At 44.4% G+C, this 23,265-nt stretch carries 15 protein-coding genes, 2 tRNA genes, 1 pseudogene and 1 other annotated feature; of the genes and pseudogenes, 4 read left to right on the plus strand and 14 right to left on the minus strand.

Annotation, left to right across the window (positions count from 1 at the left end; translation table 11 throughout):
- Window positions 1-131: 131 nt before the first annotated feature.
- The gene (locus G632_RS0104650; protein WP_022767871.1) at window positions 132-1,304 is read right to left on the minus strand and encodes a toxic anion resistance protein; all 1,173 of its coding nucleotides are present in this window, start codon (window positions 1,302-1,304) and stop codon (window positions 132-134) included.
- Window positions 1,305-1,347: 43 nt separating this feature from the next.
- Entirely contained in the window at window positions 1,348-2,592 is a 1,245-nt protein-coding gene (locus tag G632_RS20930) for a 5-bromo-4-chloroindolyl phosphate hydrolysis family protein (protein ID WP_196802267.1), read from the minus strand.
- A 124-nt stretch (window positions 2,593-2,716) separates the two neighbouring features.
- Between G632_RS20930 and G632_RS0104660 the strand changes: the two genes are divergently transcribed.
- Window positions 2,717-3,631 carry an AraC family transcriptional regulator gene (locus G632_RS0104660; protein ID WP_022767873.1) on the plus strand — a complete coding sequence of 305 codons (915 nt, stop codon included), beginning with the start codon at window positions 2,717-2,719 and terminating at the stop codon, window positions 3,629-3,631.
- 52 nt (window positions 3,632-3,683) lie between these two features.
- On the opposite strand, the gene G632_RS0104665 is transcribed toward G632_RS0104660, so the two are convergent.
- The 7 genes and pseudogenes from G632_RS0104665 to G632_RS18815 form a co-directional block, all read right to left on the minus strand.
- On the minus strand, window positions 3,684-6,164 hold the full coding sequence (locus G632_RS0104665; protein WP_022767874.1) for a glycogen/starch/alpha-glucan phosphorylase: 2,481 nt from the start codon (window positions 6,162-6,164) through the stop codon (window positions 3,684-3,686).
- Window positions 6,165-6,263: 99 nt separating this feature from the next.
- Window positions 6,264-7,481 (minus strand): flagellin, encoded by a 1,218-nt coding sequence (locus G632_RS22650; RefSeq protein ID WP_442852341.1) that lies wholly within the window; start codon window positions 7,479-7,481, stop codon window positions 6,264-6,266.
- Window positions 7,482-7,760: 279 nt separating this feature from the next.
- A pseudogene (locus G632_RS22655) lies at window positions 7,761-8,162 on the minus strand (flagellin); the annotation flags it as partial.
- Between the two features lie 219 nt (window positions 8,163-8,381).
- A complete protein-coding gene (gene ileS / locus G632_RS0104680) occupies window positions 8,382-11,573 on the minus strand; it encodes an isoleucine--tRNA ligase (RefSeq protein WP_022767875.1) in 3,192 nt (1,063 codons plus the stop codon).
- Window positions 11,574-11,613: 40 nt separating this feature from the next.
- Window positions 11,614-11,855: a binding site (T-box leader), on the minus strand.
- A gap of 64 nt (window positions 11,856-11,919) precedes the next feature.
- Entirely contained in the window at window positions 11,920-12,990 is a 1,071-nt protein-coding gene (locus G632_RS0104685) for a threonine aldolase family protein (RefSeq protein WP_022767876.1), read from the minus strand.
- 12 nt (window positions 12,991-13,002) lie between these two features.
- Entirely contained in the window at window positions 13,003-13,470 is a 468-nt protein-coding gene (locus G632_RS0104690; protein WP_022767877.1) for a GAF domain-containing protein, read from the minus strand.
- Between the two features lie 150 nt (window positions 13,471-13,620).
- Entirely contained in the window at window positions 13,621-14,919 is a 1,299-nt protein-coding gene (locus G632_RS18815) for a GNAT family N-acetyltransferase (RefSeq protein ID WP_035782011.1), read from the minus strand.
- 441 nt (window positions 14,920-15,360) lie between these two features.
- Here G632_RS18815 and G632_RS0104705 point away from each other — a divergent pair, with 441 nt between their 5' ends.
- Entirely contained in the window at window positions 15,361-17,094 is a 1,734-nt protein-coding gene (locus G632_RS0104705; protein WP_022767878.1) for an ABC transporter ATP-binding protein, read from the plus strand.
- Window positions 17,095-17,206: 112 nt separating this feature from the next.
- Here the strand turns inward: G632_RS0104705 and G632_RS0104710 are convergent.
- Both G632_RS0104710 and G632_RS0104715 read right to left on the minus strand, forming a co-directional pair.
- A tRNA-Gly gene (locus G632_RS0104710) sits at window positions 17,207-17,279 on the minus strand.
- Between the two features lie 82 nt (window positions 17,280-17,361).
- Window positions 17,362-18,603: a class I SAM-dependent rRNA methyltransferase gene (locus G632_RS0104715; protein ID WP_022767879.1), complete on the minus strand. Its 1,242-nt coding sequence runs from the start codon at window positions 18,601-18,603 to the stop codon at window positions 17,362-17,364.
- 112 nt (window positions 18,604-18,715) lie between these two features.
- On the opposite strand from G632_RS0104715, the gene G632_RS0104720 reads away from it, so the two are divergent.
- Window positions 18,716-18,788: transfer RNA gene (locus G632_RS0104720), tRNA-Gly, on the plus strand.
- A 62-nt stretch (window positions 18,789-18,850) separates the two neighbouring features.
- On the opposite strand, the gene G632_RS18820 is transcribed toward G632_RS0104720, so the two are convergent.
- Both G632_RS18820 and G632_RS0104730 read right to left on the minus strand, forming a co-directional pair.
- Window positions 18,851-19,810: a glycosyltransferase family 2 protein gene (locus G632_RS18820; protein ID WP_022767880.1), complete on the minus strand. Its 960-nt coding sequence runs from the start codon at window positions 19,808-19,810 to the stop codon at window positions 18,851-18,853.
- A 24-nt stretch (window positions 19,811-19,834) separates the two neighbouring features.
- On the minus strand, window positions 19,835-20,620 hold the full coding sequence (locus G632_RS0104730) for a glycosyltransferase family 32 protein (RefSeq protein ID WP_022767881.1): 786 nt from the start codon (window positions 20,618-20,620) through the stop codon (window positions 19,835-19,837).
- A gap of 30 nt (window positions 20,621-20,650) precedes the next feature.
- On the opposite strand from G632_RS0104730, the gene G632_RS0104735 reads away from it, so the two are divergent.
- Window positions 20,651-21,610, plus strand: coding sequence for a glycosyltransferase family 2 protein (locus G632_RS0104735; protein ID WP_196802268.1), 960 nt, complete (start codon window positions 20,651-20,653; stop codon window positions 21,608-21,610).
- Between the two features lie 47 nt (window positions 21,611-21,657).
- Here the strand turns inward: G632_RS0104735 and G632_RS0104740 are convergent, their stop codons facing one another.
- Complete coding sequence (locus G632_RS0104740; RefSeq protein WP_022767883.1) at window positions 21,658-23,214, minus strand: glucosyltransferase domain-containing protein; 1,557 nt, start codon at window positions 23,212-23,214, stop codon at window positions 21,658-21,660.
- Window positions 23,215-23,265 lie beyond the last annotated feature (51 nt).

Below are 23,265 nucleotides of genomic sequence, written 5' to 3' on the forward strand. Positions count from 1 at the left end.
CGTTTTCTTGTGAGTTAATAATACCCTTTAGCGCTATCTTTTTCCATACCACATTGTTTGCACAACCTGTCAAAATGTTAAAAAGAGCCCCGCGACCTAAACGTCGCAGGGCTCTTGTTATACATTCCGTATTAGTTCTTGGCTGCCTCGATAAGCTTGTCCTTGAGCTGATTCTCGATCTGAGCAAGCTCAGCCTCAGCTTCACGACGCTTTGCCTTACCTTCAGTCTGAATCTTAAGAACCTCATCAAGTGTTGAGATAAGGGACTCATTGGTGTGCTTAAGAGTCTCGATATCAACGATTCCTCTCTCAGCCTCTTTAGCGCTCTCAATGGTAGCAACCTTAAGAGCATCGGCATTCTTTCTAAGAAGGTTGTTGGTCATATCGTTAACTTCTCTCTCTGCTCTGGCTGCCTGAGTAGCGTGCTCGATACCCATAGCGATAACCATCTGGTTCTTCCACAGAGGAATGGTATTTACGATTGTTGACTGGATCTTCTCAGCCATCATGGTGTCTGAAGACTGTACCATACGGATCTGAGGACCTGTCTGCATTGCGATTGTTCTTGTAAGCTCGAGGTCATAGAGCTTCTTCTCAAATCTGTCGCACTTATTTGCGAAGTCCTTAGCAGCTTCTGCATCCTCAGGAAGTCCTGACTGCTCAGCCTTTTTCTGGAGTTCTACAAGAGTTGTGTTTCTCTCTTCCTCAAGTCTCTTCTTACCTGCAAGGATGTACATTGTAAGTTCCTTGTAGTAGTTGAGGTTGAGGTCATACATCTTATCAAGAACATCTACGTCCTTAAGAAGTGTAACCTGGTGCTTCTCAAGCTCATTAGCTATTGTCTGAACGTTAACTTCAGCCTTGGCATATTTAGCCTTCATGCCTTCAAACTTGTTGGCACTCTTCTTGAAAAGAGCTCTAAGACCCTTCTCATCTTCTTCAATTTCAAAGCCCTTGAGCTCTGTAACAAGATCTGTGATCATGTTACCAACTTCGCCCATGTCCTTGGTTCTTACATTCTCAATTGCCTTCTCGGAGAAGTCTGCAAGCTTCTTCTGTGTTCCTACACCGTAGTTCATAACGCCTGTGGTGTTGGAAATATCAATCTGCTTACTGAACTCATCAACCTGCTTGAGCTCTTCAGCTGTGAGCTGTGCCTCAAGTGCGATGTTTCCGTTTGTCTTCTCTGCCTCGGGTGCTGCCTGTGCTGCTGCAGCTGCAGGCGCTTCTGCCGCCTGAGCCTCTGCTCCAAAACTAAGTGATGGTGCAGCAGGTGCTGCTCCGAATTCTAACTCTGCTCCCATATCGTCCTCCTAAAAACTATATTCATTATAAATTAGTTACTGTTTATTCCGGTCTTGTCTGCGCCTGTGCGCCGCCCTGGGCCTGAACCTGCGCCTGTGCCTGTGATGCTCCAGCGCTCATTCCCATAACCTGTGCTCCGATTCCCTGGCTCTCGTTTGTAAGTCCGTCCTGAGCCATCATGGTCTTCATAACCGAAATGTCGGATGAAATATCCCAAGCCATATCCTGGAAAAGGCTATCCAGCAGGTTTTCAAAGGCCATGTTGATGGTATCGATTGCTGCGTCGATCTCAAGCTTGGTCTGAGTGATATTGTTTCCAACCTCAGGCTCTTTGTCCAGCTCCACGTAAGCGTTGAGGAGCTTCTTGGTGGTGGGCAGGTAGTAGCTCATAAGTTTGTGAAGCTCATCTGCGCTGGATGGATCTTTTTTGACCTGAGCAAAGATCCTGTTCATTATCTCTTCAAGCCTGTAAAGCTTGGTTGAAAGCTCTTCTGTATCCGGGATCTTGTCGTTTATGTTTCTGACGAAGGTGATGTATTCCTTACCTTCCTCAAGGATTGCGATTGCCTCCTCAGGGAGCTTCGCATATTCGGCGTTCCTTGCCTTTAGCTGTTCCATCTCAGCCTTCTTCTGCTCGGCTGTTCTCTGCTCTCTGGCAATTCTGTCCTGCTCGGCTCCAAGGTACTGCTCGTAAGCTCTGTCGGTTACCATGCAGACCTTCTCTGTGGAATCAAGCCTTGCTCTTGGAAGAAATCCAAGCTTGATCATGCCCTTGATATCCTTAAGCACATCCTTGTCTCTCTTCAGTGCTACCTTGGCGAGATCAGCTATGTTGAAGTACTCTGCCTCTCCCAGAATATTGCCGTACTGATAATACTTCTTGGCAAGGTCGTACTTCTTCATTCCTCTGAAGAACCCGAATGCACAACCTGCAGTAATAATGCCTGTTGCAATCGATCCCCCGATTGATCCTGTAATCAACGCTCCCAGAAAACTCATGAAGATGAAGGATCCGATAGCTCCTGTGAATGCCATCTGCGGAACTCCCAGGTATCTGCTGATATGTTTCTGGAAGAACGGAATGATCCTGGGCTTAGCCTTGGCTGCTCTCTGAGCAGTGGAGCCCGTCTGACTTGCGTAGTTTACTCGTCTCTCGATGTTGACGGACTTGATAGCCCTTGCCACATCTGCATGGAGCGTGCTGTAATCATTTCTGTCAATGGCGCTGGAAACACTGTCCAATATTTGATTTCCTGCTTGTAAAAATTCCTGTATATCTTTACCCAAAACAAAATTCCTTTCACATTTTGATGGATAATACCAAAATGCACCTTTCATTGTACAGTAAAACTGCGGAAAACACAATTGCCCCCTCTTGAAAAGCTCACAATTTGCATATTACAATTAAGCTATGGAAAAAGCATATAAACTACTATTTAACACAGAAGAATCAGATGACCTTTACGTATATTGCTGCGGACTCTCAAAGACTTTGCCCGGACACAGCTTCGGGCCTGCTCTTAAGCCGCATTTCATGATCCACTACTGCCTAAGCGGAAAGGGCAAGTTCCAGATCGGAGGTAAGACCTATCCCCTTAAGGAAGGATATGGCTTTTTGATCGTTCCGGACGAGCTTGCATACTACGTCTCAGATGAAAAAGACCCATGGACCTATGCCTGGGTAGGTTTTGGCGGAAAAAGAGCAGAAGCAATAGTCTCCCAGCTGGGTCTTTCGGTCAACCAGCCTGTCTTTAAGAGCACAGCCTCCAAGGATATCTATGACCTGGTAAAAGACATGATGGACCATAACACCTTCAGCGTGGAAGATGTACTTCGAAGAAACGGCCTTCTATCCATGTTCCTCTCCGTCATAGCGTCCGGCATCAGCGTTACGGCAAAGAGCGACTCCGGAAGCGCCAACGACTACGTTACCAAGGCACAGGCCTACATTCGCAGCAACTACTGTAACCCCATTAAGGTCTCGGATATTGCTAATTATGTCTGCATCAACAGGAGCTATCTGTACACTCTTTTTGAAAAGAGTCTTGGGATATCCCCTCAGCAGTACCTGACCAGCTACCGGATAGCCAAGGCCGTAGAACTGCTGCAGCTTACAAAGCTCCCCATAGAGTCCATCGCCATCTCCTGCGGATATTCTGATCCACTGGTCTTTTCAAAGGCCTTCCGCCAGGAAAAGAAGTTATCGCCCTCCCAGTACAGGAAATCCCTGCCAAAGAGCGATACACAGGCAGCCAGCAAGGAGCACCTGTTGCAGGTAGAAAAACTCATCGAAGAAAGGCACCTTGAATCCAACGATCCGAATTAATCAAAAAAGCCCTCCACTTCTATGGTGGAGGGCCTTCTTATTTCTGATGATCTTATTTAACTTCAATCTGAAGCTTGTCCAGATGCCAAACTTCGTCAACGTATTCCTGGATGGTTCTGTCTGATGAGAACTTACCGCAGCAAGCTGTGTTCATCAGTGCCATCTTAGCCCAGCGCTTCTTGTCTGCATAGGCGTCAGTTATCTTTCTCTGAGCCTCGAGGTATGCCTCGAAGTCTTTAAGAATGAAGTACTGGTCCGCCTTGTTGGAGTTGATGGTGTTGAGCAGGCAGTTATAGAGCGGTCTGAAGAGCTCTCTGTCCTCTGAGAATGTACCGTCAACAAGCTTGTCCAGAACAGATTTAACGTTAGGATTGCTGTTGTAGATATCCATCGGATTGTATCCGCCGTTTCTCTCATAGTCCATAACTTCCTGAGAAGTAAGACCGAAGATAACCGCGTTCTCTTCACCGACTTCGTTAACGATCTCAACATTAGCTCCGTCCATGGTTCCAAGAGTTACTGCTCCGTTGAGCATCATCTTCATGTTACCGGTTCCGGAAGCTTCCTTACTTGCTGTAGAGATCTGCTCTGATACATCAGCTGCAGCAAAGATAAGCTCTGCGTTAGATACCTTGTAATCCTCGATGAATACAACCTTGAGCCTACCCTTGATATCGGGATCGTTGTTTACAACATCAGCTACTGAGTTGATAAGCTTGATTGTAAGCTTGGCTGTAAGGTATCCGGCTGCTGCCTTTGCTCCGAAGATATAGGTCTTAGGATAGAAATCCTTGCCCGGATGAGCCTTGATATCGTTATACTTGTGGATTACCTGAAGTATGTTAAGGAGCTGTCTCTTGTACTCGTGAAGTCTCTTTACCTGCACATCAAAGATTGACTTAGGATCAACTACTACACCGTTGTGCTCCTTGATGTAAGCTGCAAGGCGCTTCTTGTTCTGGTACTTGATGTCCATGAACTCCTCGAGAGCCTTCTTGTCATCAACAAAGGCCTTTAACTTATCCATCTCTGACAGGTCTGTGATCCAGCCATCACCGATCTTCTCTGTAACCCAGTCAGCAAGGAGAGGATTAGCATGTAAGAGGAATCTTCTCTGAGTGATACCGTTGGTCTTGTTGTTGAACTTCTCGGGCATCATCTCGTAGAAGTCCTTGAGCTCTCTCTTTTCAAGGATCTCAGTGTGAAGCTTGGCAACGCCGTTTACCGAATGACCGCCGACAATGGCAAGGTGAGCCATCTTAACCTGGTTGTCATAGAGGATAGCCATGCTTCTGATCTTGGCCTGAACGTCAATGCCCGCACTATTTGTGTACTGACGCATGATCTGGTCAACAAATCTTCTGTTGATCTCATCTACTATCTGATAGATTCTGGGAAGAAGTCTCTGGAAAAGATCTACCGGCCACTTCTCAAGAGCTTCTGCCATGATGGTGTGGTTTGTGTAGCAGCAGGTCTTTATGGTTACTTCCCATGCCTCATCCCATGAGAGGTAGTATTCATCCATAAGAAGTCTCATAAGCTCTGCAACAGCCACTGTCGGGTGAGTGTCGTTGAGCTGGAATACTGCCTTCTCGTAGAACTTTCTGATGTCGTCATGAGACTTTAAATATCTCTTAATTGCAGTCTGAACAGACGCAGAGATAAAGAAATACTGCTGCTTAAGTCTTAGCTCTTTTCCTGCAATATGATTATCGTTGGGGTAGAGGACTTCGCAGAGCTGACTTGCAAGATTCTCCTGCTCTACAGCCTTCTGATAGTCGCCCTTATCAAAGGAATCAAGCTGGAAACACTGAACAGGCTCTGCATCCCAGATTCTAAGTGTATTTACAACACCGTTTCCATATCCCACGATAGGAAGATCGTAAGGAACAGCCTTAACAACCTGATATCCCTCCTGAGTAAAGACAGTTCTGCCTCTCTCGTCGGTATGCATATTCACATATCCGCCAAACTTAACTTCCTTGGCATACTCGCTTCTTCTGAGCTCGAAGGGATTTCCGTTCTCAAGCCAGTTATCGGGAGCCTCTATCTGATAGCCATCCCTTATCTTCTGGCGGAACATACCGTATTTATAGCGGATTCCACAGCCGTAAGCCATGTATCCCAAGGTGGAGAGGGAATCCAAAAAGCACGCTGCCAGTCTTCCAAGGCCGCCGTTTCCAAGGGCAGGATCGGGTTCCTGGTCCTCCACAAGGTTTACATCTATTCCAAGTTCGTCAAGCGCTTCTTTGACAGGCTTGTAAGCCTGAAGGTTAATAAGATTGTTACCAAATGCCCTTCCCATCAAAAACTCCATGGACATATAATAAACAATCTTCGGATCCTGCTCGGCTGCTGCCTTCTGAGTAGTCATCCAGTGGTCTACTATGGCATCCTTAATGGCATACGCAGAAGCCTGATAGAGCTCCTGAGGTGTAGCCTCATCCATAGTCTTTCTGTAAAGGGTCTTTACGTTGTATAGGACACTTCTCTTGAAAAGATCCTTGTCAAAAGAAAGCTTTTTCTTCTTCATGTTACCTCCTAAAAGAACAGTTACTTATTTCACACTTATCTATTTTACCGCAAATAAGTGTTCTTTTCTATAAACATTCGGTAAATTAGCGTTGTTTCGTTACTGTAGGAGGCTCAAAACACCCTGATTTGTCTGATTTGCCTGAGCCAGCATTGACTGTCCGGCCTGAGCAAGGATATTTTCATTTGAATACTTAACCATCTCAGCTGCCATATCTGTATCTCTGATAAGAGATTCTGCCTGCTGGGTATTTTCAACAGTATTGGTGAGATTTTTGTATGCATGCTCCATTCGGTTCTGATATGCACCGAAAACAGCTCTCTGTTCATCAACAACTTTGGATGCGGATTTTACCTTGTCCAAAGCCTCAAGGGAAGTCTCTCTTGTTTGTGTGCCAATAGCATTGATTCCAAGTGAATGATTGTTTAAAACATCATAGATCAGCGGAATAATGTTATCATCGCTGCTCTCAGATCCAGCCTGAATATTAAGCTGCATGGTTCCGGCATAAATATTGGCCTTAAAATAATTGGCCGAACCGTTGTACATCGTCATGGTGGAAGGCGAACTGTTAGTTATATCAACACCGCGTATATTGGCTATTCTGTTTATGATATTGCCGGCAGTCTCGCCTTCATTGACATTCATGTGGAGAGTGTAATTTCCGATCGTTCCTGTAAGCTCTGTGCCGTCTGAAGTATATTTCACTGAATCTCCGGTTGTCAGAGTAAAATTGATATGAAGCTGGCCACCAACCGTACTGGTATCTATAAGTGAATTGTTTGATTTTGTTCCATTCAACGCTTCATTTATAGCTGTCGCCAGGTCTCCATTATTAAAATATTCGTTTCTGCTGTACTTCTGACCGCGATAGTAATACCACCAAACGCCTTCGGTTTGCGCACTGCGCTCACCGGAGCTTGTATATACAGAGCCTGAATACTTAGCAGTTACATCAAAGGTTGAAGGCGATGTGGGCTGAGTGTTGGCATTTTTCCCAAAGTCAAAGTCAAAACTCATGGTGGATGTATCAGCTGCATTTTTTCTGTTTGCGCTGTTCCCGCCATCCGGGTCAATATGATCGGTTGAGCCTGATACCTGGTCTCTGCTGGCAAGTCCCGTCTGATACGATATTGATCCGCTGATGCTTGATCTGCTGTCACCCACTACTGTTCCGCTGATACCAAAATGAGAGCTTGCAGATACTGTCTTATTGTTGAGCTCAGAAACAAGCTGTGCCTTAGTCGCATCACTATCCAGGGTCAGCCTGAGATTCGGAGAAATTCCGACCGCCCCCGGAAACCTTGTGTAGTCCATGGTTCCGCTGTTTAAAGAAATAGTAAAACCTTCTTTCAGGTCTTCCTCTGATGGAAATGGGATTTCATTGCTCTCATACTCTATTCCGTCATAACCTTTCCACTTTACCTTGACACCACTGTCAGTCGCAGCGAACCTAAATCCACCGTCACTGGGCCATGCAGCCTTATTGGTCTCAGTTACTGTGCCTGAGTATCCACTATAACCGGTACTCCAGGTAAATATCGGTCTGTCCTCTGTTCCGACCACCTTTCTGTCAGATGTATTCTCGTCCCAAATGAGCTTTTCGTTGAAAGTTGTAGTGTGAAAGGTTCTGTTACACTCAACCTTAAGCTGCTGAATCTCGGAATCTATATAGGATCTGTCCTCAGGGGTAAGAGTGTCGTTGGCAGCCTGAACACAGAGTTCAGTCATGCGATTTAACATCTCATCTATCTCTGCCAGAGCAGCATCTGCCACCTGGACATAGGAAATACCGTCCTGGACATTCTCTGATGCCTGGCCCAGTCCGCGTATCTGTCTTCTCATTTTTTCACTGATTGCGAGTCCTGCTGCGTCATCTGCAGCGCGATTTATCTTATATCCGGACGACAGCTTTTCAGACGACTTAGCCTGAAGGCCGGTCGTTATGCCAAGCTGTCTATTAGAATTCATTGCCGAAAGGTTATGCTGGATTACCATGGTAAAAGATCCTTCTTAAGTCTCCTGATGTCCATAATCAGGTAAGTTCCTTAGAAAGCATCCATGCAAGTTATCAGCCACATCCCTTTGGCTATTATTTATATCGGAATAAAATTTCATTTCATTAACTTTTTGTAAAAAAACACCTCCATCTTTCCAGATGGAGGTGCCCTAATATCTGTTTTCTATCAAATTGTAGCTGCTATATGCGTTAAAGGATCAGACTTTCTCTACGCCGATTGTAACTTTTTCGCCGTTGATATCCCACTCTTTTGCATTTGCAACATCAGAGCCGTATACAACTTCGTTTGCAAGAACCTTGGTTGAAATGCTGCTCTCGTTGGCTTTGACGATCTGTGCAAGCTTGTCATTGCCGTTAAGAGAAACCTTGATGTGATCCATAACCTCAAATCCTGAGTCCTTACGCATGGTCTGAACCTTACTGATAACCTCAAGAACGAATCCTTCGTTGATAAGCTCCTCAGAGAGGTTTGTATCAAGGACAACAGTGATTCCCCAGTTCTCCTGTGAGATGAAGCCCTCTTTCTGAGCCATCTCGATAAGAAGGTCGTCCTTAACAAGCTCAACATCTACATCATTAACAGTGAACTTGATGTTTCCGTTGGCATTAAGCTCGTCCATTGTAGCATTTCCGTCAAGTCCCTCAAGGTAAGCCTTGATAGCACCGATGTTCTTGCCGTACTTAGGTCCCAGGGTCTTAAGCTGTGGCTTGAAGCTGTAGCTTGTAAAGTCTCTTACGTCATCTGTGAAGGCTACATTCTTTACATTGAGCTCTTCTCTGATGATATCTGTGTAGAACTCACCTACAGTCTGCTCAGCCTTTACGTACATCTGGCCGATAGGCTGACGGTTCTTGATGTTTGCTGCGTTTCTTGCTGCTCTTCCAAGAACTACGATATCAAGGACTTCTTCCATGTCCTTCTCAAGCTTGGTGTCGATAAGGCTCTCATCTACAGCAGGGAAGTCGCAGAGATGGATACTCTCGGGCGCATCCTTAAAGCTGTTTCTTACAAGGTTCTGGTAGATCTCCTCTGTCATGAAAGGAACCATAGGAGCTGCTGCCTTGGCAACGGTTACAAGAGCTGTGTAAAGAGTCATGTAAGCAGAGATCTTATCCTGCTCCATTCCCTTAGCCCAGAATCTCTCACGGCTGCGGCGAACATACCAGTTACTCATCTCATCAACGAAGTTATCAAGCGCCTTACCTGCCTCAGGAATTCTGTAGTTTGCAAGGTTCTCGTCAACAGCCTTTACGCAGCTGTTAAGCTTAGAAAGAAGCCACTTGTCCATAACTGTGAGCTTATCCAGCTCAAGTTTATAATTAGCAGCATCGAAACCATCGATGTTTGCATAAAGTACAAAGAATGCATAAGTGTTCCAAAGTGTTCCAAGGAACTTACGCTGTCCCTCCATAACCGCATCGCCGGAGAAACGTGAAGGAAGCCATGGAGCTGAGTTTGTATAGAAGTACCATCTGATCGCGTCTGCGCCGTACTTCTCAAGAGCCTCGAAAGGATCTACCGCATTACCCTTACTCTTACTCATCTTCTGTCCGTTCTCATCCTGTACAAGACCCAGAACGATAACGTTCTTAAATGCAGGCTTGTTGAAGAGCAGTGTAGCCTCAGCATGCAGTGAGTAGAACCATCCTCTTGTCTGGTCTACAGCCTCTGAGATGAACTCAGCAGGGAACTGCTTCTCAAAGAGCTCTTTATTCTCAAATGGATAGTGGAGCTGTGCAAATGGCATTGCTCCTGAATCGAACCAGCAGTCGATAACCTCTTTTACCCTGTGCATCTTCTTGCCGCACTTGGGACATGTGATCTCGAACTGATCGATGTATGGTCTGTGAAGCTCTGTTGTCTCAGCAGCCGGATCTCCGGAGAGCTCAGCAAGCTCTTTTCTTGAACCTACTGAAAGCTGATGGCCGCAGTCATCGCACTCCCAGATATTAAGAGGTGTTCCCCAGTATCTGTCACGGGAGATACCCCAGTCCTGAATGTTCTCAAGCCAGTCGCCGAATCTTCCCTTACCGATTGACTCAGGAACCCAGTTGATCTCTTTATTGTTGCGGATAAGGTCATCCTTAACCTCTGTAACCTTGATGAACCATGATGAACGAGCGTAGTACAGAAGAGGTGTTGAGCATCTCCAGCAGTGAGGATAATCATGCTCCATCTTAGGTGCTGCAAAGAGAAGGCTTCTGCTATCGAGGTCCTTAAGTACCTCAGGATCTGCGCTGATAGCACCCTCATCCATCTCTTTCTGAGTAGGCTTACATCTGTATCCCGCAAAAGGTGTCTCGGGTTTAAGTCTACCCTCTGAATCAACCATCTGTACAAGAGGAGCGTCGTACTTACGTCCAACTCTTGCGTCATCTTCACCGAATGCAGGAGCAATGTGTACGATACCTGTACCATCAGACATGGTTACGTAGTTGTCGCAGTAGATGAAGAATGCCTTCTTGTGCTGCTTGTCAGCCTCGTCCTTAGCACACTGGTAAAGAGGCTCATACTCTTTATACTCAAGATCTGTTCCTACATATGTCTCAAGTACTTCATAGGCCTTCTGTCCCTCTTCCTTGGCAAGTGAGCCAAGAACAGTATCAGCAAGGGCCTCAGCCAGATAATATGTGTAGCCGTCTGCTGCCTTAACCTTGACGTACTTCTCATCAGGGTTTACGCAAAGACCGATGTTTGAAGGAAGTGTCCAAGGTGTTGTTGTCCATGCAAGGAAGTATGCATCCTCGCCAGCAACCTTGAAACGAACAACCGCTGTGCGCTCTTTTAATGTCTTATAGCCCTGTGCAACCTCGTGAGATGAAAGAGGTGTTCCACAGCGAGGGCAGTAAGGAACTACCTTAAATCCCTTGTAAAGAAGCCCCTTCTTCCAGATCTCGTTAAGAGCCCACCACTCGGACTCGATGAAATTGTCATCATATGTGATATATGGGTGCTCCATGTCAGCCCAGAATCCAACTGTGCCGGAGAAATCCTCCCACATTCCCTTATATTTCCATACGGATTCCTTGCACTTCTTGATGAAGGGCTCCATTCCGTACTCTTCGATCTGCTCCTTGCCGTCAAGGCCAAGCATCTTCTCAACCTCGAGCTCAACAGGAAGACCGTGTGTGTCCCATCCTGCCTTACGGGGAACTGTATATCCCTTCATGGTTCTGTAACGAGGGATCATATCCTTGATGGCACGTGTTAAAACGTGTCCGATATGTGGCTTACCGTTAGCTGTAGGCGGTCCGTCATAGAACATATACATCTCGCCCTGGCTGCGGGTGTCAACACTCTTCTGGAATATGTCTTCTTTTTTCCAGAACTCCTCAACTTTTTTCTCTCTTCCGACAAAGTTCATATCGGTTTCGACTTTGTTATACATCTTGAGCTCCTTTCAGTAATGAAAAAGCCCCGTCCTTTGTAAAAAGGACGAGGCCAATAATGTACTCTCGTTATACCACCTGTTTACACATACGCGCCGGAAAATCCGGTTGAATACGCTTCTCTCTAACGTGGAGATTCACGTCAGGCTCTACTTACTTACGCTTTCAATCCTGAAGCTCGGAAGTGATCTTCGGTCATCTCTTACTCGCACTGCCTCTCACCAACCGGCAGCTCTCTGGATGCTTTCAGTAGAGCCTACTGTCTTCGTCATAGCTTTTTTATTCGATTTAATGCACACATTCTACTACCTTATCAGAAAATATGCAAATGGTTTTTAAGAACTTTTACAGATACTCCACCAAAGTATCGATATTTTCTTTGGTTGTAGCCCAGTCTGTGGCAAGTCTTATGACTGTGTGAGTATCATCATATTTCTCCCAGAAACTGTAGCCCACATTCTTGCCTAGTTCTTCCAGCTTGTCGTTGTCAATAATAATGAACTGCTGGTTTGTGGGTGAATCAAGGAAGAATTCATAGTTCTTTTCCCTGAGCTTTTCACGCAGAAGCTCTGCCATATCGATGGCGTTTCTGCTGATATCAAAGTAGAGGTTATCGGTAAAGAGCTCGTCGAACTGAACTCCAAGAAGCCATCCCTTTGCAAGAAGCGCTCCGTGCTGCTTGATGATCGGAACGTGGTGCTTTGGCTTTCCGCCCTTTGTGAACACAACCGCCTCTCCAAACATCGCTCCAACCTTGGTTCCGCCTATGTAAAAGACATCTGTCAGCTCTGCAATGTCTTTCAAGGTGACGTCAGTTCTTTTGCTCATAAGACCGTATCCGAGCCTTGCTCCGTCAAGGAAAAGAGGGATCTCATACTCCTTGCAGACTGCGGATATGTCCTGAAGCTCTTTCTTGGTGTAAAGAGTTCCGTACTCAGTGGGGTGAGAAATGTACACAGCTCCCGGAAATACCATATGCTCATGGTTATCATCGCCAAAGAAAGTGCAAAGGTATGCCTTTAGCTCTTTTGCAGAAATCTTACCGATGTTTGAGCCGTATTTCTCTGTGTCTGCCTCCTCTCCCTTAGCAGGAAGCGGAAGAACCTTGTGACCGGAAAACTCGATGGCTCCGGCTTCGTGGGCTGCAATGTGCCCTGTCTGTGCTGCAACAACACCCTCGTAGGGCTTAAGAAGCATATCTATAATGGTCTGATTGGTCTGGGTTCCGCCCACCAGGAAAAAGACTTCTGCCTGAGGGCACTCGCAGGCTTTCTTTATTTTTTCTGCGGCGCTTTTGCAGATATCATCGGTACCGTAGCCCACGTTCTGCTCCAAACCCATGTCAAGGAGCCTTTTAAGGATATTGGGATGTGCGTTTTTTGTGTAATCACTTGAAAAAGAAATGGTCTGTGCCATGGTAATCTCCTGTTATCTTGATAGTTCTGAAAAATCTACGGTCTCTTCCAGCGCTTTTACAAACTGCTCAAGCCCCTCTTTATCATTCTCATCAAAGCGGCTAAGGCTCGGACTGTCGATATCAAGTACAGCAACAACCTTGCCTTCTGAGTGAATGGGAACGACGATCTCGGAGTTTGATGCGCTATCGCAGGCGATGTGCCCCGGGAACTGATGAACGTCTTTTACCAGCTGTGTTTCATTGCTCTGTGCTGCAGTTCCGCAAACGCCCTTGCCAAGCTCGATTCTGATGCAGGCAACCTTGCCCTGGAAAGGTCCAAGCATAAGGGATCCCTTGTTCATGATATAAAATCCTGCCCAGTTGAGGTCTTCCATATTCTCATATAACAGTGCTGATGCATTGGACATTACAGGGATGTAATTGGGTTCATCCTCAGCCAGTGACCTGATCTGCGCTGCAAGAAGTTTATAATCAGTCATTTGTTTTTCCTCCAAATAAAAATGGGAGTGATTCCAGTTTCCTGAAATCACACCCATTATCCTAACATCAATTTACCTTGTGCACAATCATTTTATTTTGAGTCACCGGGGACGTTTCACTTTGTCTCATTTTGAGTCAATGGGGACGTTTCACTTTGACTCATTTTTTCTGCAAATATAGAGAAGGTGGTTTGTGTTTCCAAGGAGCTCTCTCTTTTCACAAAATGCCAGATACCAGCTTGCCAATTTCTCGAAGTCTTCATCTGATACGGAAAAATCTGCTCTTCTCTCGATTGGTTCAAGAAGGCCATCAACACCTGTTGTGATGATCCATTCCACAGGCCTTCCTTTAAATAACTGCTCGAACTCCTCTATATCGTAGCCGGTAAAAAGCTGCTCTTTAAAATGCCTTACCTTATGATAATCTGTAAAGTTCTCTTCTTCTCCAGCAGCCCAGTTACCATAAAAGTAGTTGGAGTACATGATCGCAAATACTGAAATAAAAGCAAACAGGATCACTCCGCCAGGCTTTGTAACTCTGATAGCCTCATCGATTGCTTTACTTATCTCATCAGGTTCATACAGGTGATAGAACGGTCCGAAGGCAAGTGTTACATCAAAAGCAGCATCATCAAGCATAGACAGGTTCGTGGCGTCACCTTGATATGACTTTATATTCTCAATATCTTTGCTATGCTCTCTTAAAACCTTCAGGTTTTCTTCCACAAGCTCAACCGCAGTAACATCCATGCCTTCCCTTGCAAGTGCCACAGAATATCTGCCTGTTCCGGCACCAATTTCCAGTACCTTAGAGCCTTTCTGTGCATACCTGTGAATATAATTCATGGTTGTTGCATACTCAAGCCTGCCATGTACTGATCTTTCAAGTCTGCCATCCTCTTCATATTGAGAATAGAATTTGCTGACAATCTCTTTTCTCGAAGCGCCATCTTCTATTGCATTGATCCTGGTGAAATATTCGGTCTCGTTTTCGTGATGGATATAGGCTCCGTTCTTGATCTGCACCCGTAGGCTCGCCGGATTGTCTTTATTCACAGACATATAAACCTCATGAATGCATCGCTGCCTTGCCTTATCAAGTGTCAGCGCCAGCCCTTTGGTGGCATATCCTCTGCCACGGTATTCCTTGGATATGCAGTAGCCTATATGCCCCGGGCCTTCCCTCAGAAAATCGTTGAGGTAATGCCTTAAGTTAAATACACCAACGTAGTTGCCCTTATCTGAAAGTACATATGTCGTATCCGCAACGAAGCCCTCCGGTAGCTCTTTTCCCATGGACCAGTTACGTTTCATCTCTATCCAATCGAGAAACTTCTCATAATCATAGCCATATACATTGTTCATATACCCGTTCTCATTCTTCGGGAATGTCATGTAAAGATCATAGGTCTTTTTGTAGTCTGAATCCTGCACTCTGATTAGTTCCATAATTTCTCCTCCTGTTTTCTGAATATAAAAAGCCTCATCAAACTTTGCTGTCTGATGAGGCTTAATTAACAACTATAATGCATTTATGATAGCTCTTTATGCACCTGTCTTCATCCTCATCACCGTAACACCAACAGACCCCTGATTATTATCATTCACGGGCTTAGTAGATGCTGTATTGGGGTTGATGAGGAATAATTTGATCATAAGCATTTCCTTTTTCTGAAAAATATTAGTTGTTAGTATAATTGACTGACAACTCTGTGTCAAGCATAAATCGATGAGTCAAAATGAAACGTCCCCATTGTCTCAAAATGAGACACCGGGGACGTTTCACTTTGACTCATTTTTCGCTTGTGAGGCGTCCACGTTCTTGATACTATCTGTATCAAGAGTATATTTATGCAAATCAGTTAGAGAATTCGGGGAAGGATTGTAAACATGGGAGTATGGAAAACATTATGGAAACTGACCAAAGAAGCAGCTCGTTATAAAGGGCTATACATAATAGCAATCCTGGCTACCTTTGGCCTTACAGCTGTAAATCTGACTGCGCCAAAAGTTCTTTCAAACATGGTGGGAATTGTCGGAGAAGGCGTGGATGAAGTCGCTCTGGTCAGGGTTCAGCACCTAGCTCTGATTCTGCTTTTTCTGTATCTGTTGCGTGTTCTTTTCAGGTTTCTCAGCAATTATCTTGCGCACAGAGCTGCTTGGTTTCTTGTAGGCGACCTCCGTAGCAGACTCTATGATAAGCTTCAAAGCCTTGACCTTGGCTTTTTCCATGACAAGCAAACCGGTGATCTTATGAGCCGAATTGTCAATGACACAAGGGATTTTGAGCTTTTGTATGCTCATATGATCCCGGATATGATCACTAATTTTGTCACCTTTTTCGGCGTTCTGATAATTCTCATGACGATAAATGTAAGGCTCGCTCTTATCACCTGTGCCCCAATCCCGCTTATACTGGTGTCCGGAGTTATCTTTGCCAAAATTGTACGTCCTTTTTTCAGAGTATCCCAGAAGACTATGGGCGAGCTAAACGCCCTGCTCCAGGACTCTTTGTCCGGACTACATGAGATACAGGCCTTTGGACAGGAGAAGCATGAGAGCAACCGGATCAGGGAAAAGAGCTTTCAGCAGGTCAAAGCGATGCTAAGGGCCTTAAGGGCCAGCGGAATCTTCCACCCCAGCGTTGAGTTCCTCTCATCTATCGGTACAATTCTAGTAGTTTTCTTTGGCGGTTATCTAGCTTATAGGGGACAGCTTGGTGTTGCAGATATTGTAGCCTTTATGCTGTATCTTTCTCTCTTTTACCAGCCGGTATCCGGACTTGCCAAGCTCATTGAGGACCTTCAGCAGTCTCTTGCCGGGACCGAGAGAGTCGCGCTTATACTTGATACTCCATCAGCCATATCTGATTCAGAGGATGCAAAAGAGCTGACCGATGTCAAAGGGGCTATTGCCTTTGAAAATGTAAGTTTCCACTATAGTAATGAGATCCCTGTGCTCAAAGATGTCTCTTTTTCCTGTAAGCCCGGCATGATGGTGGCTCTGGTAGGTCCAACCGGAGTTGGTAAGACCACTGCAACTCAGCTCATTTCAAGATTTTATGACCCTCAGGAAGGACGAATACTGATTGACGGCAAGGATATCAAGCACGTAACCCTTGAGAGTTTGAGGCACACCATTTCACCGGTGCTTCAGGATACATTCCTGTTCAACGGCACAATTGCAGAGAACATCGGATACGCAAGACCTGATGCCACAAGAAAAGAAATTGTGGAAGCAGCTAAGGCTGCCAATATCCACGACGATATTCTCAACATGCCCAAGCTGTACGATACACAGGTCGGTGAAAGAGGCCTTCGCCTGTCCGGCGGCCAGAAGCAGCGCGTAGCTATAGCAAGAGCGATCCTTAGAAGCTCGCCGATCATAATTCTCGATGAAGCCACTGCATCTGTAGATGTGCAGACAGAAAGACAGATTCAGTCCGCAATAAATCAAATAGCCGGAAAGAGCACAATCATCGCTATCGCCCACAGGCTTTCAACAATAATAAATGCCGATCTGATACTTGTATTCAGCGAAGGTCGCATCATAGAACAGGGAACACATCAGGAACTCATGGATAAAAAGGGATTCTACTACGAAATGCAGAAGGTGCAGATGTGAGTCAAAGTGAAACGTCCCCGGTGACTCAAAATGAGACACCGGGGACGTTTCATTTTGACTCATTATTCAGGGCAACGAAAAAGGACATCCGATTGGATGTCCTAAGTTTCAGAGCGATAGACGGGGCTCGAACCCGCGGTCTCGACCTTGGCAAGGTCGCGCGTTACCAACTACGCCACTATCGCATATATGTAAAGTCGCTTTCGCGACAGCAAAATAAATAATAAAGCATTTGTGGCGTGTTGTCAACATGTTTTTTAAATTTTTTTACATTTCATCGCAAACCTGGAAGATGACGAACTTCAAATAGTATGAAGCTGCTCCTCCCCAAAGGATCGGGTGGTCAGCCGCCTGCTGTCTGAATTCCACCTGGCGAAGGCGCTTGTGAGCATCTCTTGCTGCATCTGCAATGGTCTTAAGGAACAGCTCCTCATCCATAAAGTGAGAGCAGGAGCAGGTTGCAAGATACCCTCCGTTCTTGACAAGGCGCATTCCGCGAAGGTTGATCTCTTTGTATCCGGTCGTAGCCTTCTTGATCGAAGCTCTGGACTTGGTAAAGGCCGGAGGATCAAGGATGACCACATCAAATTTCTCGCCCTTTTTCTCAAGATCGGGAAGAAGCTCAAATACATCTGCACACTCAAAGCTTGCAATATTCTCAAGGCCGTTCAGTGCTGCGTTTTCTCTTGCCTGCTCGCAGCCCAGGTCTGAAGCATCAACGCCCAGGACTGAAGCAGCACCGCCGGCTGCTGCATTGAGTGCAAAAGAGCCGGTATGTGTAAAGCAGTCTAAGACTCTTTTACCCTTGCAAAGCCCCCTGATAGACTGTCTGTTAAATTTCTGGTCGAGGAAAAAGCCTGTCTTCTGGCCGTTCTCAACATCGACGTAGTATTTTACTCCGTTCTCTTCTATAAGTACTTTTGTGTCAAAAGACTCTCCGATAAAGCCCTTGGTTCTCTCAAGGCCCTCAAGCTCACGAACCTTGGCATCACTTCTTTCATAAATTCCGCGGATCTTAACCCCATCTTCCAGAAGAACTCTTTTGCAGGCATCAAGGATCTTGTCCTTCATTCTGTCTGTTCCGAGGGCAAGAGACTCAATAACAAGCACATCCGAAAATTTATCTATTGTGATGCCAGGCAGGAAATCCGCTTCACCGAAGATCAGTCTACAGGAGAGCCTCGTAAGGGCATCATCACCCTTTAAGTACTCATCACAATAATCAGCCATAACTGCCTTCCTGTACTCCCAGGCGTTTCTGACTCTTGTCTCTATAAGTTCATCTGTGACAAGATTCTCCTTCTTCCTGGACATCATTCGAACCCTTATCTTGGAATTCTCATTTATAAATCCATATCCCAAAAAGAAATCGTCGAAGTCATGGAGTTCAACGATATCGCCATTTTCAAAACCACCCTCAACTCTGTCGATCTCGTTGTCGTAAATCCAGAGACCTCCTGACTTAAACTCTCTTCCCTGTCCTTTTCTAAGAATAACTTTTGCGCTCATTAATGCTCCTAACCTGATTTGTTGCTGACTTGTTTTGAAATATATGTTGACAATACAACAATATTATTCTAAAATCAATTCGTTGTCACCTTTATAATCATGACAGCGAAATGCGATAGTGGCGTAGTTGGTAACGCGCGACCTTGCCAAGGTCGAGACCGCGGGTTCGAGCCCCGTCTATCGCTCTAAAAGAAGGACATCCGATCGGATGTCCTTTTTCTATGTCATTTCTTACTAATTGGATCGATCAAGGGTTGAACATCGATATAAATGCACTAGGCAATATCAGGAACACCCTGTACTTAAGCTGCTGTTTTGCACTTAAAAGATTTCCATATCTTGCAAAAACCTCTTTATACTTCTTAGCTGCCGCTTTCGCAAACTCTGTGAATCCCAGTTCCTTCCCTTCCTTGTAAAATCTAGCGCATTTATACAATGCGTTTTTCAGGGTAGCAACAGTAAATTCCAGGTCACCATCCTCTACGGCGCCGTCAATCCTTTCTGTATAAGCATCTATTGCGTCAAGATGCCTTATATTGAACTTGTTTGCATTAGAGGTAATTCCGGAAGTATTTTCCCTATACACGTAGAGCTTTTCAGGGACAAAAGAGATCTTGTTGGCCTTTTTCAGAATCGGCCCGATCATAAACTCGTCCTCATGGAGCCTGCCAAGAGGGAAACGTAGGCCATCAAAAAGTTCTTTTGAATACAACTTATTCCATGCCACGACCATGAGCACATACTCTCGAGAATGCTGATCATATAGCCAGCGCCGCGCATCTTTCGATGTGCCCCCTACCATTGTGGCTGGTTCATTGCTCCAATTGGCCAGCCTCTGATCCTCTATATCACAGATTACCAGGTCTGACTTGTGTTGTATGATACTATCATGCAGCTTCTCCATGTAGTCCGGCTTTACAATGTCATCGGAATCAATAAAGCATACATAGTCTCCTGTCGCCATATCAAGTCCACTGTTCCTAGCTGACGAAAGCCCTCCGTTTTCCTTATGTATAACCCGTATCCTCTCGTCTTGCTGCGCATACTCATCACAGATTCTGCCACTGTCGTCCGTGGAGCCATCATCAATCAGTATTAGTTCAAAAGAGCTGACGGTCTGAGCCATGATTGAATCCAGGCATTCTCTTATATAGTTTTCCACGTTGTAAACCGGTACGATGACCGAAATCTGTCTCTCAGTTTTCAAAGTGTCTCCTAATCGTCATGCTTATCAATTATCTTTCTTTAATGGCTTCGTTATTACATCTTTTGCCTGCATGATTTTTTTAAACAATCTCTTCCCGCGTTCTACTCCAAATATCATGTTCAGGCTTTGACGGATCTTATTGTATATTGCGGCGTTTTTCCCTTGCCAACTGGAGTCAAAGTGGTGAATGCTAAATGTATTCTCTGTGACCTTAAGCCTGCCGGTGTCATAATCCAAAGGACAGAAATATTCGACAGGAAACACCTCAACGCCATCCACCTGCTGTCTTGATCCATCAAGCACGAGACCATGTGCCAGAAGCACTTTTGTCCGAAGCTTCGGGCTTTCTGCATAACTTAAGACTCCATCTATAAGTTCAAAAGGTCCGTCTCCGTCATAGCATTCAAGCATTTCTCGAAACACAGGCATACCCGGCTCACAGCCAAATCCCTGACCGTCATTGGTTTTCTGAGGATTCTCAAACCCAATAAAAGCCCGATACTGACAAAGAGGCGAGAGGTCTTTTAACACCTCGACATCTGTATCCAGGTAAATACCCCCAAAACGCACCAGAACATCCAATCTTGCATAATCAGTAACAAATGCCCACTTCTTTTTATTATATGCTTCTTCCATATATGGATGGCTGTGAACATCGTAGTTATCCTCATTCCACTCCCTGATCTCGAAGTCTGGGCAGTTCTTTTTCCAGCTCTCAATACATTTCAGCACAGACTCGGGCTTTTCTCCCCCACCCATCCAGAAATAATGTATTATTTTCGGAATCGGATACTGTTTTTTATCTTCCATTTCATATCCTCAGTAACTATAATTAGTAGCATGGATAAGACAATTACTATTATAATCCCATTCTACAACTGCAAAGACGCTTTGCCTAGAATGTTAGAGAGCATTCTGGCCGGCACAATGCTACCTTATGAGATAATTCTCATTGATGATGGTTCAAGCGACGGTTCATCAGACGTCGCTTATAATTATGCACAGAAATATGCTTTTATCAAGGCATTATCTCAAAGCCACGCAGGCGTGTCAGCAGCAAGGAACTTAGGGATAAAGAATGCCGGCGGATATTGGATCAGTTTTCTTGATGCAGACGATCATATCGAACCTGATATGTATGCAAAAATGCTAGAAGCTATCGAATCCGCTTCATCAGACCATGGATTAAACGGGAATCGCAACGTGGACGGCTGCCTCTGCGGATACTTCACCCACAAAGACAGTGTTGTGACGCCTTATTCATATAACTCATCTGAAATTCTTTCATCTGAAGACTTGTTAAGACTAATGTTTACAGATGATACGGTTAGAGGATTTCTTTTCACAAGACTTTTTAAAACAGATTTGTTAAAAGAGCTTTCTTTTGACACGGACATAAGAATTTGCGAGGACCTTCTGTTCCAGACACGGCTCTTTTCATCAAAAGATGTACATTTCGCATGCCTTCCCCTTCCCATGTACCACTACATACAGGATCAGGCTTCAGCAACAGTGACGAAGTGCTTTTTTGATGGCGAAACTTTCATTTACAAGCCTGCATATGACCGCATTTCCAGCTGTATCTCATCAGATTATGTGCTCAGTAGCTACAATTCCATTCTTGATTATTCCATGTACACCTTGTTGAATCAGTACAAGCTTGGCAAAAATGCTGAGACCAAGGCTCAGATTAGAATGCTACAGAAAGAAATGCGCCAAACAAAAACGCCCCTTGCCCAAAAGAGCAAAAGGCGTATTTTCTATGAGTTAGCACCTGCACAAGTTCTTATTTCACTTTAATTCCACCACTGCAAACAGTAAAATCAAATAAGATTGGCACAGCACAATCACTGTGGATACTCTATACCAATATTATCAGATATCTTAATAATCACTAAGTTGCCTTTCTTGATAATCGATTTAGGATTTGGATAATTTGGTGCGCTTAATACACTATCATCCTCCAAAACAGAAAAGTAATCATCTAAAGATCCAATCTTTAATTGTATTCCAATATCATCCAGCACACCTTTGTAACTATCATAATAACTGCTACTATAAATTCCAGAATCACCGGCTTTCGCATATGAACTCGCTCTACTCCATAGTATATTTTTTCTGAAAAGAGGACTATCTGATATGTTACCAACAAATAAGTATTCATTATCGTCAGAATATATTTCTTCTTCAGTTATAGACGCAATTACATTTTGGACGATAGCTTGCGAAGATGTCATTCCTTGTGACAAAGCATCTATATCTGTACCAACAGCATATATGTTGCCATAAAGAAATACGCACCCCAAAATCAAACATATTTTTGCTCTTTTAATGCCTTGTTCCAAAACACATAGCAACAAAGGAACAACAATGGATAATGGGCCGGTCATCTGCATGCTTAGCCAACCTGCAAAAGGTGCAAGAAGCAAAAAAAGATTTGCTGCTACAGGAATCAATAACCACAACGCTATAAATAATATGCAATCTCTAAGATTATTTCTTAACTTCCTGATCCCTTGAAACAATAAAAACGCGAACAAAACAATTACAAGAAAACATCTTATGATCTTGAAAACATAATATCCCTCATTGAAGCTAAAAAAATCAACAAACGAAGCATATGTGCCAAGAATACTTTGAGGCAACATCTTGATAATAGTTAAGATAGATACTGAATCTGCACCTCTATAACTTGCTGCTGCCGTATGTCTTAAAATCAGTGCTACATCCCATAATATTTTATACACAATGCATCCTGCTAATAATACCCCAATTCCTCTAATTAGAATTATTGGTGTATTCGCTCTATTGTCAGAGAGCAGCATGTACATGGAATACGCAAGCAATGCCAGGCAAAAACAACCGATATTTGACTGATACAGCCCCAATGAAACAGAAAGCAGCAGAGTTCCTAAAGCACAAGAAAGCAATACTTTTTTGATATTTCCAGATGTATCACTGTTGATAACAAACCATGCTGAAAGAGTTGCCGTAAAAAAAGATGCTCCAAAAGTTGGCGATTGAAACCTATAAGAAAGATAGCAACATGTTGTTGTGCTTACGATTATTAAAAGCGCATACAGCAAAATATGTTTCTTATGCATAAATGGCAAGAACAAAAAATAGGTTCCGGCAGTCATGAAAAGAAGGGCTAATAAAGAATTAAAGGGCTCTGCACTATAGCCTTCTCTGATTTTATCCAAGAAAAGCCATGCCCATCTTCCACTAGCCAACTCAAGATTGCCTGCCTGATAATAAGTAGAATACCATAGACCATCATAAGAATTTGTAAGGCTATTAGCAATTATCGGAAGAAAACACACTACACTAATAAGCATAATAATCATTGTGTACTTTATAAAGTAATAACCCTTTTCATTATATTTGATTCCAAGACTATTCATTTATACTCGTAACTCCTTCATTAATTTCCAAGCTCAGCATCCATAGTAATC

Origin of the sequence: Butyrivibrio sp. NC2007, assembly GCF_000421405.1 — a bacterium.
GTDB lineage: Bacteria > Bacillota > Clostridia > Lachnospirales > Lachnospiraceae > Butyrivibrio.

Coding starts and splice junctions, on each gene's coding strand:
- G632_RS0104650 (WP_022767871.1), bottom strand. CDS start 1,304: ATGGGAGCAGAGTTAGAATTCGGAGCAGCACCTGCTGCACCATCACTT.
- G632_RS0104705 (WP_022767878.1), top strand. CDS start 15,361: ATGGGAGTATGGAAAACATTATGGAAACTGACCAAAGAAGCAGCTCGT.
- G632_RS0104660 (WP_022767873.1), top strand. CDS start 2,717: ATGGAAAAAGCATATAAACTACTATTTAACACAGAAGAATCAGATGAC.
- G632_RS22650 (WP_442852341.1), bottom strand. CDS start 7,481: ATGGACTACACAAGGTTTCCGGGGGCGGTCGGAATTTCTCCGAATCTC.
- G632_RS0104715 (WP_022767879.1), bottom strand. CDS start 18,603: ATGAGCGCAAAAGTTATTCTTAGAAAAGGACAGGGAAGAGAGTTTAAG.
- G632_RS0104735 (WP_196802268.1), top strand. CDS start 20,651: ATGGATAAGACAATTACTATTATAATCCCATTCTACAACTGCAAAGAC.
- G632_RS0104685 (WP_022767876.1), bottom strand. CDS start 12,990: ATGGCACAGACCATTTCTTTTTCAAGTGATTACACAAAAAACGCACAT.
- G632_RS18815 (WP_035782011.1), bottom strand. CDS start 14,919: ATGGAACTAATCAGAGTGCAGGATTCAGACTACAAAAAGACCTATGAT.
- ileS (WP_022767875.1), bottom strand. CDS start 11,573: ATGTATAACAAAGTCGAAACCGATATGAACTTTGTCGGAAGAGAGAAA.
- G632_RS0104730 (WP_022767881.1), bottom strand. CDS start 20,620: ATGGAAGATAAAAAACAGTATCCGATTCCGAAAATAATACATTATTTC.
- G632_RS0104740 (WP_022767883.1), bottom strand. CDS start 23,214: ATGAATAGTCTTGGAATCAAATATAATGAAAAGGGTTATTACTTTATA.
- G632_RS0104665 (WP_022767874.1), bottom strand. CDS start 6,164: ATGAAGAAGAAAAAGCTTTCTTTTGACAAGGATCTTTTCAAGAGAAGT.
- G632_RS0104690 (WP_022767877.1), bottom strand. CDS start 13,470: ATGACTGATTATAAACTTCTTGCAGCGCAGATCAGGTCACTGGCTGAG.